Source organism: Aeromonas sp. ASNIH1 (assembly GCF_002934285.1).
Classification (GTDB): Bacteria; Pseudomonadota; Gammaproteobacteria; order Enterobacterales; family Aeromonadaceae; genus Aeromonas; species Aeromonas caviae.
The window spans coordinates 2,217,939-2,234,120 of sequence record NZ_CP026228.1 but is presented as its reverse complement, the minus strand read 5'-3'; the positions used below and the strand labels follow the sequence as shown (position 1 = coordinate 2,234,120).

12 protein-coding genes are annotated in these 16,182 nt (G+C 65.3%); 5 read left to right on the top strand and 7 right to left on the bottom strand.

Going from position 1 to position 16,182, the window contains the following annotated elements; translation table 11 throughout:
• Positions 1–84: 84 nt before the first annotated feature.
• From hemE to C2U37_RS10850, 4 genes are all read right to left on the bottom strand, one after another.
• On the bottom strand, positions 85–1,152 hold the full coding sequence (gene hemE, locus C2U37_RS10865) for a uroporphyrinogen decarboxylase (protein ID WP_010675662.1): 1,068 nt from the start codon (positions 1,150–1,152) through the stop codon (positions 85–87).
• Positions 1,153–1,291: 139 nt separating this feature from the next.
• On the bottom strand, positions 1,292–2,071 hold the full coding sequence (gene nudC / locus C2U37_RS10860) for an NAD(+) diphosphatase (protein WP_104452270.1): 780 nt from the start codon (positions 2,069–2,071) through the stop codon (positions 1,292–1,294).
• 165 nt (positions 2,072–2,236) lie between these two features.
• Positions 2,237–2,842: a TIGR04211 family SH3 domain-containing protein gene (locus tag C2U37_RS10855; protein WP_010675664.1), complete on the bottom strand. Its 606-nt coding sequence runs from the start codon at positions 2,840–2,842 to the stop codon at positions 2,237–2,239.
• A gap of 152 nt (positions 2,843–2,994) precedes the next feature.
• Positions 2,995–3,747, bottom strand: coding sequence for a potassium channel family protein (locus C2U37_RS10850; protein WP_104452269.1), 753 nt, complete (start codon positions 3,745–3,747; stop codon positions 2,995–2,997).
• A 100-nt stretch (positions 3,748–3,847) separates the two neighbouring features.
• On the opposite strand from C2U37_RS10850, the gene C2U37_RS10845 reads away from it, so the two are divergent.
• The 3 genes from C2U37_RS10845 to glnE all read left to right on the top strand — a co-directional run bounded on the left by C2U37_RS10845 (position 3,848) and on the right by glnE (position 8,655).
• Positions 3,848–5,098, top strand: coding sequence for a methyl-accepting chemotaxis protein (locus tag C2U37_RS10845; RefSeq protein ID WP_010675666.1), 1,251 nt, complete (start codon positions 3,848–3,850; stop codon positions 5,096–5,098).
• 107 nt (positions 5,099–5,205) lie between these two features.
• On the top strand, positions 5,206–5,646 hold the full coding sequence (locus C2U37_RS10840; RefSeq protein WP_010675667.1) for a GNAT family N-acetyltransferase: 441 nt from the start codon (positions 5,206–5,208) through the stop codon (positions 5,644–5,646).
• Positions 5,647–5,781: 135 nt separating this feature from the next.
• On the top strand, positions 5,782–8,655 hold the full coding sequence (glnE, locus tag C2U37_RS10835; protein ID WP_233768470.1) for a bifunctional [glutamate--ammonia ligase]-adenylyl-L-tyrosine phosphorylase/[glutamate--ammonia-ligase] adenylyltransferase: 2,874 nt from the start codon (positions 5,782–5,784) through the stop codon (positions 8,653–8,655).
• A gap of 56 nt (positions 8,656–8,711) precedes the next feature.
• On the opposite strand, the gene C2U37_RS10830 is transcribed toward glnE, so the two are convergent.
• The 3 genes from C2U37_RS10830 to C2U37_RS10820 all read right to left on the bottom strand — a co-directional run bounded on the left by C2U37_RS10830 (position 8,712) and on the right by C2U37_RS10820 (position 14,082).
• On the bottom strand, positions 8,712–9,446 hold the full coding sequence (locus C2U37_RS10830; protein ID WP_041213919.1) for an SDR family oxidoreductase: 735 nt from the start codon (positions 9,444–9,446) through the stop codon (positions 8,712–8,714).
• A gap of 139 nt (positions 9,447–9,585) precedes the next feature.
• Positions 9,586–11,745 carry an AsmA family protein gene (locus C2U37_RS10825; RefSeq protein WP_104452267.1) on the bottom strand — a complete coding sequence of 720 codons (2,160 nt, stop codon included), beginning with the start codon at positions 11,743–11,745 and terminating at the stop codon, positions 9,586–9,588.
• Between the two features lie 189 nt (positions 11,746–11,934).
• Entirely contained in the window at positions 11,935–14,082 is a 2,148-nt protein-coding gene (locus tag C2U37_RS10820) for a prolyl oligopeptidase family serine peptidase (protein WP_104452266.1), read from the bottom strand.
• Positions 14,083–14,297: 215 nt separating this feature from the next.
• On the opposite strand from C2U37_RS10820, the gene C2U37_RS10815 reads away from it, so the two are divergent.
• Together C2U37_RS10815 and C2U37_RS10810 are read left to right on the top strand one after the other, a co-directional pair.
• Positions 14,298–15,509 carry a threonine synthase gene (locus C2U37_RS10815; protein WP_104452265.1) on the top strand — a complete coding sequence of 404 codons (1,212 nt, stop codon included), beginning with the start codon at positions 14,298–14,300 and terminating at the stop codon, positions 15,507–15,509.
• Positions 15,506–16,171: an amino acid ABC transporter permease gene (locus C2U37_RS10810; RefSeq protein WP_104452264.1), complete on the top strand. Its 666-nt coding sequence runs from the start codon at positions 15,506–15,508 to the stop codon at positions 16,169–16,171. The genes C2U37_RS10815 and C2U37_RS10810 overlap by 4 nt, the downstream gene beginning before the upstream one ends.
• Positions 16,172–16,182: the final 11 nt, after the last annotated feature.

Here is a 16,182-nt window from a genome sequence, read left to right as displayed (position 1 = left end):
GAGCCGCGACCAGGATGCAGCCCCCTGTGTCACGGACAGCAAAACGGGGCCCGCAGGCCCCGTTCATCACGCTGTTTGCAGCCCTCAGCGACCGTGGTACCGGGCGGAGAGCTCATGCACCGCGTTGACGAACACGCCAGCATGTTCCGGGTCCACATCCTGATGGATGCCGTGCCCCAGGTTGAAGACATGGCCGTTGCCATGACCGAAACCGGCCAGAATGGTGGCGACCTCTTCGCGGATCCGCTCCGGGGTGGCGTAGAGCATGGAGGGATCCATGTTGCCCTGCAGCGCCACCTTGTCGCCCACCCGGCGTTTGGCGTCCGCGATGTCGGTGGTCCAGTCCAGCCCCAGGGCATCGCAGCCGGTGGCGGCGATCTGCTCCAGCCACTGGCCGCCGTTCTTGGTGAACAGGGTGACCGGCACACGGCGGCCCTCATGTTCACGGATCAGGCCATCGACGATCTTGTGCATGTACTGCAGGGAAAAGTCGCGGTAATCCCGCGGGGTGAGCACGCCGCCCCAGGTATCGAACACCATGACCGCCTGGGCACCCGCCCTGATCTGGGCGTTGAGATAGCTAATCACGCTGTCCGCCAGCTTGTCGAGCAGCAGGTGCAGGGTCTGCGGCTCTGCATACATCATCTGCTTGATCTTGGTGAACGCCTTGGAGCTGCCCCCCTCCACCATGTAGGTGGCCAGGGTCCAGGGGCTGCCGGAGAAGCCGATGAGCGGCACGTCGCCCTTGAGCTCGCGGCGGATGGTGCGCACCGCATTCATCACGTAGCCGAGCTCGTCTTCCGGATCCGGGATGGGCAGGGCCTGCACGTCGGCCATGGAGGTGATCGGGCGCTCGAAGCGCGGGCCTTCCCCGTGCTCGAAGTAGAGGCCCAGCCCCATGGCATCGGGCACGGTAAGGATGTCGGAGAAGAGAATGGCGGCATCGAGTGGATAGCGGCGCAGGGGCTGCAAGGTGACTTCACAGGCCAGCTCGGCGTTGCGACACAGGGACATGAAATCCCCCGCAACGGCGCGGGTCGCCTTGTATTCCGGCAGATAACGGCCAGCCTGACGCATCATCCATACCGGGGTCATGTCCACTTCCTGGCGCAGCAGGGCACGCAGGTATCGATCGTTTTTCAGCTCTTTCATCCCAGTTCCTGAGTCATGTCACGCATAAAATGGCGGACATGATACCACTTTGTGCAAGGCTGAGGGCGACCCTGACGCCGCACATCGCCGCAGGAGTGCAAAGATGTGAGGGGGCGCATACAAGCGCCCCCGTTTTCCCTCAACGCGCCTCGGCGAGGCACTGTTCGATGAGCCGGCGCGCTATGGTGCCATGAGGGGGCAAGCGCGGCAGCCGGTCAGCCTCAAAGAACCCTGCCGCCACCAGTTCGTCATCCTGCACCTTGATCTCGCCGTTCTCGTAGTCGGCGGTGAAGCCCATCATCAGGCTGTGGGGGAAGGGCCAAGGCTGGCTCGCCACGTAACGCACATTGGCCACCCGGATGCCGCTCTCCTCGAACACCTCCCGCGCCACGCACTGCTCCAGATTCTCCCCAGCCTCCACGAAGCCGGCCAGCACGGTATACATGGGATCATCCGCCTGATAGTGACGGCGGTGGGCCGCCAGCAAGATGGCGGGCCCCTTGCGCACCGCCACGATGATGCAGGGGGAGATGCGCGGATAGGCGACGTGGCCATGGCGGCACCCTTGCGCCCACTCCCCCGCCTTTGGGCTCATGGGGGCGCCGCACTCACCGCAGAAACGATGGGTTCGGCGAAAGGTGGCGAGCTGCCAGGCCCGTCCTGCGAGGCGAAAGCCCTCTTCGTCCCCCGCCACCATGAGCTGGCGCAGCGGGGCCATGGCCCCGGTCTCCACCTCGCCCCCCAGATCCAGCAGATGGCAAGGCAGGCCGTCCCACTCGTCGAAGCGCTCGAAGGGGGCGGTGTGCAGATGGGTGGGCAAAACGGCGCGGGCCCCTTGTGGAATGCGCCCCTGTTCATCCAGCAGGACGAGGTGATCGCCCCCCAGCACGAACCAGAAGGCCTGTTCAGTTGATGACATATGATGAAGGCTCTTGTTGAGAATGCGCGCGGCACAGGATCGTTCGCCTCATCTTACGAGCGGGAAGGGCCGATGGCGACCCCCGACATGGCCCTCTTCTCGCCAGACACACCATGAAAAAAGGCCGCCTCTGGCGACCTTTCATCCTGTTGACCGCCCGGGCGATCAGTTCATCCAGCGCTCGCTGCTCTTGCGACGGCGCGGGAGCATGGGCAGGAGGATCCCGAGCAGGATGCCGCCCCCCACCATGGCACCACCGCGGATGAACCAGTCCATCTGCATGTCGTGCTCACGGTTGTCATAGCTCTGGGTCAGGGCGTCGTTCTGTTCCTTGAGGCTGCTCATCTCGGCGCTCTGGCTGTCCAGACGGGCTTTGAGGCTGGCGATCTCCTTGCTCTGCTCGGCGATCTTGCCATCCTTCTCGGCGAAGCGTTTCTCGTTGTCGCCATTGAGGTTCAGCAGACGGGCCTTGGCTTCGTCCAGCTCTTTCTGAACCTGGGGAAGGCGTTCACGCAGGCTGATCTCCCCCTGCAGCTCGCTGTTCTTGATCCAGCCTTCGCGGCCACGACCGTCCACCACCTGGGTGAATCCGGCCTCCTGGTTCACCGCCTTGACCTCCAGCGGCTCACCGGCCTTGACGCTGCCGAGGATCCGGTACTGGGTACCCGGACCGTTGTGGATATAGGTAAAGATGTTGTCTGAAACATAGCGGGTATCGGCCAGTGCCTGTTGGGCACACAAGCAGATCAGGATCCCGAGAAGGGCGCGCATGGTCGATCGATTCTCTTCGTTGGATTAGGTTGCAGGCCGAATGTTAAGCCGCCTGCGGGTCAAAGGACAAGCAAAGAAAAGCGCCATCTCCCCGAGTGAGAGCTGTCTCGCAGCGCCGCCGGTTTGCCACGCGACCATTCCAGACGTCGCACCTACTTCTGTTTCAGCGCCTGCACCTCGGCGCGCAGGGCCTTGAGCTCTTTGAGCAGTTGCGCCTGCTGCTCGCTCTGCTGGCGTCGCCACACAGCGGTGTCATCGTTGGTCTTGCCGGGATGGACGAACAGGCTGGCCATGAAGCCGCTGAGGGCGCCAAACAACCCCACTCCAAAGAGGATCAGCAGGCTGGCGACGAAGCGCCCCTCCTCCGTCTTGGGCACCAGATCCCCGTATCCCACGGTAGAGAGGGTCACCAGCGTCCACCAGAAGGCATCGTAAGGAGTCTGGATCTGGCTGCCGGGTTGCCCCGTCTCCAGCCAGTACATGACGCCGGAGCCGACCCCCAGCAACAGGAAGAAGAGGAAGAGAATACCGGAGAGGGTGGTTTCGTTGCGTTCACGACGGAACATGGCCAGCAGATCCGGTCTGTCCCGGAGCAACTGGTAAACCCGCCACAGCTGGATGAGCCGCGCCCAGCGCAGTTGTTCCACCATGGGCAGGCTGCCGGGCAGATAGAACCAGTTGCTCTTGAAGAAGGCCATCCTGTCGGAGGCGCGCGCCCAGCCATAGGCGAAGTGAGCGAGGAAGAAGTAGCAGATCAGGCTGTCGACATCATAAAAGAGCTGCAAAGTCTGGGAGCTCAGTTCACCGTGCCCCAGCCAGCGAGCAGCCACCAGGCAAACCGAAATCACGGAGAGAAACCCCATCAGCAGATCCATGGTACGCAAATGAGTTAAGTGATGTCGCATACATTTTCCAACTTTAAGCACGGTGCAAATTAATAAAAAGGAAGATAATGCCGATAGCTATGACGGCAAAGGAATAATGGACGTTGAAAGGAGAAAAATTATGCAGTTGAACCCGCTGGAGAGGCGCATGAGCAACATCCGACTGGTGCCCAAGGTGGTGCTGCTCATGGTGTTCAGCACCCTGCTGCTGCTGGCCAAACTCTGGTTCGATGCCAGCAACCTGGAAGCGACCCTGCTCAGCGAGGGCATTGATGCCGCCATGGCCAACACCATCGCCGATCGCCTGCTCTGGACCGGGCTGGTGGAGACGGCGCTCATGGGGGTCGTCTTCGTGGTGCTGCTGCTCACCGGCTCCCGCCTCATGGTCAAGCAGGTCCACTACCTGGTGGGGCTGCTGGAGCGTTTCGCCAACAAGGATCTCAGCCACAGCGTGCTGCTCAAGTCCCGGGACGAGTTCGGCGACATCGCCAAGGCGGTGGCCCACTCCCAGGAGAACCTCAAGGAGGTGTTCGGGACCCAGCGTGCCGCCTGCAAGGAGCTCAACGAGATCGCCTCCCAGGTGACTCTCTGCATGGATGAGGCGAACGAGGCCATCAACGAGGAGTTCACCCAGATTGAGCAGCTTGCCAGCGCCATGAGCCAGATGGTGGGTGCCATTCGAGAAGTGGCCAACCACGCGGAGCAGGCGTCCCATGCCACCGCCGAAACCAGCCAGCTGGCCGAGGAGGGCAGCCGCTGCGTGGCGGCTACCGTCAACACCATCGACACTCTCTCCGGCAACATCCAGCGCTCCTCCACCGTGGTCAACGAAGTGGAACACGGGGTCGATCGCATCGGCTCCGTGGTGGACACCATCCGCAGCATCTCCGAGCAGACCAACCTGCTGGCCCTGAACGCCGCCATCGAGGCCGCCCGCGCCGGTGAGGCGGGTCGCGGTTTTGCAGTGGTCGCCTCCGAGGTGCGCGAACTCGCGAACCGTGCCCAGGCGGCCACCGTCGAGATCCAGAAGATGATCGAGCAGCTTCAGGGCAACGCCCGCCAGGCCGTCGGCCTGATGGCCGAGAGCGTGCAGCAGGCGGACAAGGGGGTGGAGCAGGTGACTCAGGCTGGTACCCAGCTCGACACCATAGTGCAGCGGGTGCAGGGAGTGGCCGACATGAACCGCCAGATCGCCGCCGCCTCCGAGCAGCAGAGCTCGGTCGCCGAAGAGATGAATGCCAACCTGGAGCAGGTCAAACAGGTGGTGGAAGGCTCCGTCGTGGTGCTGCGGGAGCTGAAAGATGCCTCCGAACTGGTGGAACACCACAGCCAGACGCTGGACAGCCATATCCAGGCCTTCAAGCTGGCCTGATGCTGGCGCCCATCGTCAAACCTACAGGCTGGCCTGAGGTCGTGATTTGAGTACACTGGAAGGCCCCCTTAGGGGCCTTTCTTTTTTCATCACGGCAAGGAGCCAGGATGCAGACCACAGAACGTGCGCTTGAGATAAGCGACGACAAGGGGCGCCTCGACGTCCCGCTCATTCACCGTTTCCTCAGTGAAGAGGCCTATTGGTGCCTCGGCATTCCCCTCGCCACCCTGCAGCGGGCCATCAACCACTCCCTGTGCTTCGGAGCCTATCTCGACGGCCAGCAGGTCGCCTTCGCCCGGGTCATCACCGACAAGGCCACCTTCGGTTATCTCGCCGACGTCTTCGTGCTGCCCGAACATCGCGGGCGTGGTCACAGCAAGGCCCTGGTGGCAGCCATCCTCGCCCACCCGGAGCTGCAAGGGCTGCGCCGTCTCTCCCTCGCCACCTCCGATGCCCACGGCCTCTACGCCGGTTTCGGTTTTGTGCCGCCGAGAAGCCCCGGCAGCCTGATGGAAATCTACGACCCCGAGATCTACCGGCGTCCCTGAACCCGGCCGATCGCCAGATCCGTCGCCGGATCACCTTCCGGGCAGCGGCGCTGTGACGCCAGCGCCCGGGAGTGCTAGATTGGCAGCCGGCATTTCACTCTCCCTGCAGACTCGTCAACCACAAGGATGGCAACCGTGGCCCAGCACTCTCCCTCTTTCTCCGCCTTCTCCCCCTTGTTGCAGGAGCAGGCCCTGCGCCACTGGCAGCGGCTGCTCGCCCTGGCGCCCCAGTATGACGCCCTGCCCGAGCCCACCCGCCAGACCCTGCTGACCCTGCTCGGCCTCTCCGACTTTGTCGCCGACTCCCTTATCAAGCAGCCGCGGCTGCTGGCCGATACCCTGGCATCGGACGCACTGACCCGGGCCGAGCGCTGGCCCGCCTATGAACCTGAACTCGCAGCCCTGCTCGCCGAGATCGCGGACGAGGAGGCGCTCAAGCGCATCCTGCGCCAGTTCCGCCGCAGCCGCATGCTGGTGATCGCCTGGCGCGAGCTGCTCGGGGAGTCCGAGGTCGAAGAGAGCTTCATCCATCTCACCAAGCTAGCAGATGCCCTCATCTGTGGTGCCCGCGACTGGCTCTATGCCAAACAGTGCAGCGAGCTGGGCACCCCCATGGACGGCGATGGCAACCCCCAGCCGCTGCTCATCCTCGGGATGGGCAAGCTCGGCGGCGGCGAGCTCAACTTCTCCTCGGACATCGACCTTATCTTCACCTTCCCCGAGAACGGCTACACCGTTGGCGGTCGGCGGGAGCTCGCCAACCAGCAGTTCTTCATCAAGCTGGGGCAGCGTCTCATCAACGCCCTCCACCAGCCCACCCAGGATGGTCAGGTGTTCCGGGTCGACATGCGGCTGCGCCCCTTTGGCGATGCGGGGCCGCTCGCCATCTCCTTCGCCGCCATGGAGGACTACTACCAGCATCACGGCCGCAACTGGGAACGCTACGCCATGGTCAAGGCGCGGGTGCTGGGCCCCCAGTGCGAACACGCCATGGCCCTGACCGAACTGCTGCGCCCCTTCGTGTTCCGCCGCTATATCGACTTCGGCGTCATCGACGGCCTGCGCCAGATGAAGGCGATGATCGCCGCCGAGGTGCGCCGCAAGGGACTGGAGGGCAACATCAAGCTGGGGGCCGGGGGCATTCGCGAGGTGGAGTTCATCGCCCAGGCGCTGCAACTCATCCGTGGCGGGCGCGAGCCCGCCCTGCGGGTACGCCACCTGCCCGAGGCGCTGGCCGCCATCGCCCAGGGGGGGGCCCTGGAGGGGAGCCAGTGCGAACGCCTGCTCACCGCCTATCGCTTCCTGCGCCGGGTGGAAAACATCTTGCAGGAGATCGGCGATCAGCAGACCCAGACTCTGCCCACCGAGGATCGGGATCGCCAGCGGCTCATCGCCACCCTCGGCTTTACCGACTGGGACGCCTTCATGGCCCACCTCGATGAGGAGATGGCCGCCGTCCATCAGGAGTTCGTCGCCGTGGTGGGGGAAGAGAAGGAGGCCCCCGCCCACCTGGAACAGCTCTGGCTCGATCTCTGGCGCACCGAGCTCGATGCCGCCGAGCTGGAAAAACTGCTGACCATGCAGGGAGTGGTGGAGCCCGCCCCCCTCTGCGCCGCCCTGCTGCGTTTCAAGGAGGAGTACAAGCGCCGTCAGGTGGGGCCCCAGGGGCGCATCGCCCTGGACTGGCTGATGCCGGAGCTGCTGCGCCTGGTGGTGGCGAGCCGCGAGCCCGCCCGCCTGTTCGAGCGAGTCTGCACCCTGCTGACTCGCATCTTCACCCGCAGCGCCTATCTGCAACTGCTGGCGGAAAACCCCGCCGCCCTGCGCCAGCTGGTACGCCTGTGTGACGAGAGCAACCTGGTGAGCGAGCAGCTGGCCCGCTACCCCATCCTGCTGGACGAGCTGCTGGATCCCCAGCACCTCTACCACCCCACCCCGCTGGATCAGTACAAGCCCCAGCTGCGCCAGTTCCTGCTGCGCATCCCCGAGGAGGATGTGGAGCAGCAGATGGAGGCGCTGCGCCAGTTCAAGCAGGTGCAGCTCCTGCGAATCGTCGCCGCCGACATCGCCGGCGCCCTGCCGCTGATGAAGGTGAGCGACCACCTCACCTGGCTGGCGGAGGCGATCACCGAGGAGGTGGTCAACCAGGCCTGGGCCCAGATGAGCGAACGCTACGGGGTGCCGCCCGAGGTGGCGGTGAGCGGTGAGCGCGGCTTTGCGGTAGTGGCCTACGGCAAGCTGGGTGGCATCGAGCTGGGCTACGGCTCGGATCTGGATCTGGTGTTCCTGCACGGCGGCGACCCCAACAGTTACACCGATGGCCGCAAGCCCATCGACAGCCGCCAGTTCTACCTGCGCCTGGCCCAGCGGATCCTGCATCTGTTCAGCACCCGCACTCCGTCCGGCATCCTCTACGAGATCGACATGCGGCTGCGCCCCTCCGGCGACTCAGGCCTGCTGGTCTCATCGCTGTCGGCCTATGAGCAGTACCAGCAGCAGGAAGCCTGGACCTGGGAGCATCAGGCCCTGGTGCGAGCCCGTCCCATCTATGGCGATGATGCCGTGGTCGCCGAATTTGCCCGCATCCGCCGCGACGTGCTGGCCAGGGAGCGGGATCTGCCCACCCTGGCCCGCGAAGTGCGGGAGATGCGCCAGAAGATGCGGGATCACCTGCTCAAGGCGGGAGAGGGAGAGTTCGATCTCAAGCAGTCCCCCGGCGGCATGGTGGACATCGAGTTCATCGCCCAGTACCTGGTGCTGGCCCATGCCTGCGGTGAGCCGGACGCCCTCACCCGCTGGTCAGACAATGTGCGCATCTTCGATGAGTGCGTGATGGCGGGAGTGCTCACACTGGAGCAGGCAGAGGGGCTCAAGCAGGCCTATCTGGAGATCCGCAACCTCGGCCATCGCCTCAACCTCTCGGAGATCTCCCGCAAGGTGGGGGACGATCAGTTGCCGCGAGAGCGGGGCCATGTGCTGGCGGTCTGGCAACAGCTGCTGGGAGAATAAGCAGAAGGGGCGCCATGGCGCCCCTTCTCGTTGACGAAAGGCTTGTTGAAGATGACCTAGCGCCCGCCCGCCACATCAATAAAGGTGCCGGTGGCATAGGAGGCCTCGTCCGACAGCAGCCAGGCGATGGCGGCCGCTACCTCACGGGGTTCGCCGCCCCGTTGCAGCGGAATGGCCCCCTTGATCCTGTCCACCCGGCCGGGCTCGCCGCCGTCGGCATGCATGTCGGTGTAGATGAAACCCGGACGCACCCCGTTGACCCGGATCCCCTGAGCCGCCAGCTCCAGCGACAAGCCTCTGGTCAGCACGTCGACGGCCCCCTTGGCGGCGGCATAATCCACGTACTCCCCGGGGGAGCCCAGCCGGGCGGCGGCCGAAGAGACGTTGACGATGGCGCCCCCCGCCGTCATGCGGCGCACTGCCTCGCGGCAGCAGAGAAAGCAGCTGGTGACATTGGTGGTCAGAGTCTGGTTGATGCGCTCGGCGCTCATCTCCAGCACCCGCATCTGGGGCTGCAACCTGCCGGCGTTGTTCACCAGGTGGGTAACGGGGCCGAGCCGCGCGTCCATCTCCTCGAACAGGCGCACCACCTCGGCCTCCACGCTGACATCGGCCTGCACCGCGATGCACTCGACCGGATGGGTGGCCAGGATCTCGGCCACCACCGCCTCGGCGGACGCCCTGTCCTGACGATAGTTGAGACAGAGATGGTAACCCTGCGCCGCCAGATAGCGGGCTGTCGCGGCCCCGATACCTCTGCCACCGCCGGTGATCAGCACCCGTTTGTTCATGAACCCTCCTGGTTCCCGGTTTCGAAGACTATTTCGCATAGTACCTCATGTTGCCGACCACACCTCGTCCCGTGACGCCCGGCACCACAGCAAAGAGCCCGCACGGGGCGGGCTCTTGATGACAACAACGGGAGGGTGGCTATTTGAACAGGCCCTTGAGCAGCTGGTCCGCCACCCCCTTCACCCCTTCGTTGTCGGCCTTGTCACCCAGCAGCTTCTTGAGACCGCGCTCGGCCTCCTTGCGGGCCTTCTCCTCCAGCACCTTGTTGTTGCTGAGCAGTGCCTTCACGTCGAGCTTGTAGCTCGGCGCCTGCCAGTGGCCGCCGATGCGCACCGGTATGGTGATGTCCTTGAGCTCATCCACTGTCTTGCCCCCCTGCCCCTTGCTGCTCTCCACCACGGAGGTGAGGAACAGGAAGTCGAGGGTCTCCGGCACCAGGGCGGTCTGGCCCTGCCCCTTCACCCGCAGGGCGGGGGCAAACAGCTGGATGTCATCGCTCCTGGCAACCCCGTCGGCAATCTGGAAGCTGGCGGTGAGGGCGCTGAAGTCGGTCTTGCGCACCTCCTTCACCTGATCCGCCCCCTTGCCGCTCAGGGTGGCCCGCGCCTCGCGGATCATCTCCGCCAGGTTGATGCCGTGAAGGGCGCCATCGCTCAACTTGAGGCTCACCTTGCCCTGCATCCGGCTGCGCAGCGCCTGCTCGGAGAGGCCTGCGCCCTGCGCCTCGACCTCCAGATCCCCCTTGCCTTCCAGCAGGTCGGTCTGGGCCAGGGTCTGCAGCAGCGGCCGCACATCGACCCCCTGCACCCGCTTGTGCACCTGATAGCGGGCCGGCTGCTGACGGGCATCGAGCACGCCGCTGGCGGTCACCTGGCCGCCGGCCACCCCGGCACTGAACTGCTTGAGGGTGAGCTGACCACCGGCCAGGGCCAGTTGCAGATCGACGGCGCTCAGATCCAGCCCCTTGAGGCGCAGGCTGCCCAGTTGCAGGCGGCCAGCCAGGTCCACCGACTTGAGGGCGGTCAGATCAGGCTCTACCGTGGAGAGCGCCCTGTTGGCGGGCGCCGCAGCCTGATCCTTTGCTCCGGCCGGTGCAGCCGCTCCCGAGGTGGCCGCAGCGGGCGCGGCCTTGGCCGATTGACCGAGCCAGGCGTCGAGATCGAGCTTGTCCCCCTTGAGGTCAAAGTCCACTTTGGGTACGGCCCCCAGACGAACGGCGCCGCTGCCGCTCAGCAGGGCATCGTCCGCTCCCAGCACCAGGTTGCTGAGGGCGACGCTCTGCTTGTCGAGCTCCGCGCGGGCAAAGCCGGCGAGCTTCACCTGCATCTGCGGGTGCGGCAGAGAATCACCGCTGAGCTTGGCGGCCAGCACGGCATCCGATATCTCCAGCAGTTGCCGGTTTTCATCGAGGCGCGCCTTGAGGGTCCCCTCCAGCGTACCGGCCAGGGTCGGCTTGTCCGCCGCCCCCTGTGCCCCGCTGAGGCTAAGGCTCAGACTGCTCCACTCCCCCAATGCCAGCCGGTCGGCCTTGAGGGTGAAGGCATCGAGCCGCTGCGCCGGCTGGTTCAGGCTGCCGCTGAGATTGAGATCCTTGAGCTCGCTCTTCATGGCCTCCCGGGCCGGTTTGAGCTGGGCCTGACCCTTGAGATCAAACGCCAGCTCACCCTGGGCCCCCTTGGCGGCCAGGGTCACCGGTACCCACTCCCCCGGGGTCAACTGCCCCAGATCGAGATCCAGCCGGTCGAGCCGGGAGACGGTACCGCTGCGGTCGTCCCGCACCAGGGCGCTGGCATCCACCAGCGCGATGCCTTGCAGGCTGATCTGCCAGGGCTGCTTGTCACTGGCGGCTGGGGGCGTCGTTGCGGCGGGCTCGGAGGTTGTCGCCTCCCCCTTGGGCTCGGCGGAGGACTTGAGCAGATCCCTCAGGTTGGAGCTGCCGTCAGCCCTGGTCTGGATAAACAGATGAGCGCCGCTCAGGGTCACCTTGCCTATCTCAAGCTTGTGGGAGAGCAGGGGCAGCAGGCCCACCGAGGCCTCCCCGCGCGTGAAGTGCACTAGGTCGGGCTCGGCGAAACCGGCGGGGTTGCGCAGCGCCACCTGCTCGAGGGAGAGGCCCAGGCTTGGCCAGAAACGCCAGCCGATATCACCTTGTATCACCAGCTCGCGGCCGGTGCTCTTGCGCACCTGTTCCACCAGCTGGGGCTTGAACTGGTTGGGATCGATGAGGGACACCAGGGCGGCGATGGCCACCACGGCCGCCAGCGCCAACCCCAGCAGGATGTAGATGATCTTCTTCACGATGGACTCCTTGAATGCGGATCTTGTGGCTGACTATACCACCGGGGGGATGACAGATGGGGCCCGTCTGCCAAAACGGGCCAGCGGCGAGACAGGGATGGTCGCAGGTCCGCGTTCAAGCGCGCGGCAATAAAAAGGGCCCCGCAGGGCCCTGATGATAGTGGATGGCTGACGCCCGCCTCGCCCGGATCAAGGCTGACGCGGCAACTGCTGATAGCCCATCTCGTACAGGGTGAAGGCATAGATGTCCGCACTCTGCTCGATAAGCTTGGCCACCGGCGTGCCCGCCCCGTGCCCGGCATTGGTCTCGATGCGGATGAGCTGGGGATGGGGGCCGGTATTGTCGGCTTGCAGGGTGGCGGCAAACTTGAAGGAGTGGGCCGGCACCACCCGATCGTCGTGATCCGCCGTGGTCACCAGGGTCGAGGGGTAGCTGACACCGGGTCGGACGTTGTGCAGGGGCGAGTAGCCCTTCAGGTAGTCGAACATCGCCTCGCTGTCGGCGCTGGTGCCGTAGTCATAAGCCCAGCCCGCCCCGGCGGTGAAGGTGTGGTAGCGCAGCATGTCGAGCACCCCCACCGCCGGCAGGGCGACCCGCATCAGATCCGGCCGCTGGGTCATGACCGCCCCCACCAGCAGACCGCCGTTGGAGCCACCTCGGATCGCCAGCCGATCGGTGCGGGTGTAGCCTTCGGCCTTGAGGTACTCGGCCGCCGCGATGAAATCGTCGAACACGTTCTGCTTGTTCTGCTGAGTGCCCGCCAGGTGCCAGGCCTGGCCGTACTCGCCGCCCCCGCGCAGGTTGGCCACCGCATAGACGCCCCCCAGATCCAGCCAGTTGGCCACCGACACGCTGAAGCTCGGGGTCAGGCTCACGTCGAAACCGCCGTAGCCGTAGAGGATGGTCGGGTTGCTGCCATCAAGCTTGAGCCCCTTGCGGTAGCTGATGATGAGCGGCACCCGGGTGCCGTCCTTGCTCTGGTAGAAGCGCTGCTCGGAAACGTAATCCGCTGGCTTGAACGGCGCCGCCGAGGCGCGATAGAGGCTGATGGCGCCGCTCTTGGGCTCAAACCGGTAGAGGGTGGGCGGCTGGGAATAGTTCTCGAAGCCGAAGTAGAGGGCGGGGTCGTCGTGCTTGCCGTTGAAGCCGCTGACGCTGCCAAGGCCGGGTAGCGCCACCTCGCGCACCCGCTTGCCTTCGTAGTCGAACTGCTCGACCCGGGCGGTGGCATCCACCATGTACTCGGCGAACAGATAGCCGCTGCCGCTGTGTACCGTCAGCACCTGCTGGCGCTCGGGGATGAGATCCCGCCAGTGGGCCGGGCCCGGGTTGGCGGCATCCACCGTCACCAGCCGGCCGTTGGGGGCGTCCCGGTTGGTCAGCAGGTAAAGGGTGCCGCCCTGGTTGTCCACCAGGCTCACGTCCGCATCCAGATCCCCCTGCACCGTCAGCAGCGGCGCGTTCTCCTGGCTCAGATCCTTCACATAGAGGCGGTTGCCGGAGGTGGAGTTCGCCGCCGAGATGAGCAGGAAGCGGTCATCTTCGGTGACGGTCGCCCCCACGTAACGGTGGTGCTGGGCCGGGATGGCGCCAAACACCAGCCGGTCATCCTCCTGCGCCGTGCCGAGCCGGTGGAAATAGACCTTGTGCTGATCGGTCCTGGCCGACAGCTCGCTGCCGTCGGGCTTGTCGTAGCTCGAGTAGAAGAAGCCCTCGTTGCCGAGCCAGCTGATGCCGCTGAACTTCACGTCCTTGAGGGGCGCCTCCAGCGGCTGCTTGCTCTCTACGTCCATCAGGTGGATCTCGCGCCAGTCGCTGCCGGCCAGCGACAAGGAGTAGGCCAGGATGCGGCCATCACGGGAGAAGCTCAGCTGATCCAGCGCCGTGGTGCCGTCAGGGCTGAGGGTATTGGGATCGAGGAACACCTCCGCCGGCTTGCCCTCCAGCTGGCGCCACAGGACGTACTGGTTCTGCAGACCGTCGTTCTTGAAGAAGTAGTGGTAGCGCCCTTCGCGAAACGGCGCTCCCTCCTTGGCGTAGTTCCAGGAGGCGGCCAGCTTCTCCTTGATGGCGGCGCGATACGGGATCTGCGCCAGGTAACCCTGAGTCACCCGGTTCTGGGCCTTGACCCAGGCCTCCGTCTCGGGGCTGCGATCATCCTCCAGCCAGCGATAGGGGTCGGCCACGGCCTGGCCGAAATAGTGATCCACCTGCTCACCCTGGCGAGTGACGGGGTAGTGAAGGCGCGTATTCCCTGACATGGCATCCTCTCTGGTTGGCTGGCCGCTGCACGCACAGAGCAGTGACAGGGCCAGCAGGCTGACAATGGCTCGCATCGAGGCGGCTCCCTGCGGTTTGAGTGAGCGGGCAGGTTAACAAAGCGCGCCGGATGGCCCAACCCCCCGACCGGTGGCAGAGGGTGGCCCGTCGGCACGGGGGAGCCATATGAATTTTTTCGCTTAAGTTTGCCGCTTTATTTTGTTTGTTATCCGGCCCTTGGGTCACAGGATGGAATAAGACACCAGCCAACGTGAGCCATTCAGGATAAAGCATGCCGTACAGCTACCTATCACATCTGCGTTGCAGCAAGACCGGCGAGATAGTGGATGCCGATCAGCCCCAGCAGTTGAGCCCGGTCGGTGCCCCCTTGCTGGCCAGCTACGACCTCGAGGCCCTGAAACAGGCCTGGCACCCGGCCGCGCTGCTGGGCCGCCCCGCCAGCCTGTGGCGCTACCACGAGCTGCTGCCGGTGCGCGACCCCGCCCAGGTGATCACCCTGGGGGAAGGCTTCACCCCTCTGCTGCCCCTGCCCGCTTTCGGCAAACAGATCGGCATTCCGGATCTCTGGATGAAGGATGAGAGCATCATCCCCACCGGTTCTTTCAAGGCCCGCGGCGCCGCGGTCGGCGTCTCCCGCGCCCGGGAGCTCGGCATCACCCACTTCGCCATGCCCACCAACGGCAACGCCGGTGCGGCCTGGGCGCTTTACGGCGCCCGCGCCGGCTTGCGCAGCACCATAGTCATGCCCCAGGCGGCACCCGCCATCACAAGACTGGAGACCTCGCTGGCCGGTGCCCGCCTCTATCTGGTGGATGGCCTCATCAGCGACGCCGGTCGCCAGGTGGCCGAGGCGGTGGCCGAGCAGGGGCTGTTCGATGCCTCCACCCTCAAGGAGCCCTATCGCATCGAGGGCAAGAAGACCATGGGGCTGGAGATCGCCGAGCAGCTCGGCTGGACCCTGCCGGACGTCATCCTCTACCCCACCGGTGGCGGAGTCGGTCTCATCGGCATCTACATGGCGCTGCGGGAGTTGCAGGAGCTGGGCTGGGTCAAAGGCCCGCTGCCGCGACTGGTGGCGGTGCAGGCGAGCGGCTGCGCCCCCATCGTCCAGGCGTGGCAGCAAGGGGAGCGCGAATCGCGCTTCTGGCCCGACTCCCAGACCCTGGCGTTCGGCATCAACGTGCCCAAGGCGCTGGGGGACTTTCTGGTGCTGGACGCCCTCTATCGCACCGAGGGGTGCGCCGTCGCGGTGGACGATGGCGCCATCCAGCGCGAGATCCGCCAGCTCGCCGCGCGCGAAGGCAGCTTCGTCTGCCCGGAAGGGGCGGCCGCCTTCGCCGCCGCCCGCCAGCTGCGGGAAGCGGGCTGGATACGGGGGGGCGAGCGGGTAGTGGTGCTCAACACCGGCGCCGGCATCAAGTACCCTGACGCCATCACGGTCGTGCCCCAGCGGCTGCGCCGCGACGGGAGGATCCCGGCATGAGCTTCGACTGGTCCTTTGTTCTCACCACCCTGCCGGCGTTCGGCCAATCGGTCTGGGTCACCTTGCAGCTCGGCGCCATCGTGATCCTCACCTCACTCGCCGTGGCGATACTCAACGTGACGCTGCAAAGCCTGCACAAGCCCTGGCTGAACGGGGTGATCCGCGCCTATGTGGAGCTGGCCCGCAACACGCCGCTCTTGATCCAGCTGTTCTTTCTCTACTTCGGGCTGCCGGCGCTCGGCATCTCGCTCTCCGGCTTTGCCACGGCGGTGATCGCCATGACCTTCCTCGGCGGCGGTTACCTGACCGAGGCGCTGCGTGCAGGCATTCAGGCAATCCCCCCCAGCCAGCTGGAAGCGGGCCGGGCCATCGGCCTCTCCCGCTGGCAGCTGCTGCGCCACGTCCAGCTGCCCCAGGCCTGGCTCGCCAGCCTGCCGGCGCTGTTTGCCAACTTCATCTTTCTGCTCAAAGAGACCACGGTGGCCTCGGCGGTGGCGGTGCCGGAACTGCTCTACACCACCAAGAACTACATCGCCCTCTACTACAAGACCTACGAGATGCTGACGGTGCTGACCTTGATGTGCGTGCTGATCTTTCTGCCGCTCTCCCTTGCCCTGCGCGTCGTTGAAAGGAGGCTGCAACATGGTCAGTTCGGTCATTGAGCAACTGATGA

Bases quoted from the DNA above. Each gene is read 5' to 3' on its own strand.
- C2U37_RS10850 (WP_104452269.1), bottom strand. From the start codon at position 3,747: ATGCGACATCACTTAACTCATTTGCGTACCATGGATCTGCTGATGGGG.
- C2U37_RS10855 (WP_010675664.1), bottom strand. From the start codon at position 2,842: ATGCGCGCCCTTCTCGGGATCCTGATCTGCTTGTGTGCCCAACAGGCA.
- C2U37_RS10810 (WP_104452264.1), top strand. From the start codon at position 15,506: ATGAGCTTCGACTGGTCCTTTGTTCTCACCACCCTGCCGGCGTTCGGC.
- C2U37_RS10840 (WP_010675667.1), top strand. From the start codon at position 5,206: ATGCAGACCACAGAACGTGCGCTTGAGATAAGCGACGACAAGGGGCGC.
- nudC (WP_104452270.1), bottom strand. From the start codon at position 2,071: ATGTCATCAACTGAACAGGCCTTCTGGTTCGTGCTGGGGGGCGATCAC.
- C2U37_RS10830 (WP_041213919.1), bottom strand. From the start codon at position 9,446: ATGAACAAACGGGTGCTGATCACCGGCGGTGGCAGAGGTATCGGGGCC.
- C2U37_RS10815 (WP_104452265.1), top strand. From the start codon at position 14,298: ATGCCGTACAGCTACCTATCACATCTGCGTTGCAGCAAGACCGGCGAG.
- C2U37_RS10820 (WP_104452266.1), bottom strand. From the start codon at position 14,082: ATGCGAGCCATTGTCAGCCTGCTGGCCCTGTCACTGCTCTGTGCGTGC.
- C2U37_RS10845 (WP_010675666.1), top strand. From the start codon at position 3,848: ATGCAGTTGAACCCGCTGGAGAGGCGCATGAGCAACATCCGACTGGTG.
- hemE (WP_010675662.1), bottom strand. From the start codon at position 1,152: ATGAAAGAGCTGAAAAACGATCGATACCTGCGTGCCCTGCTGCGCCAG.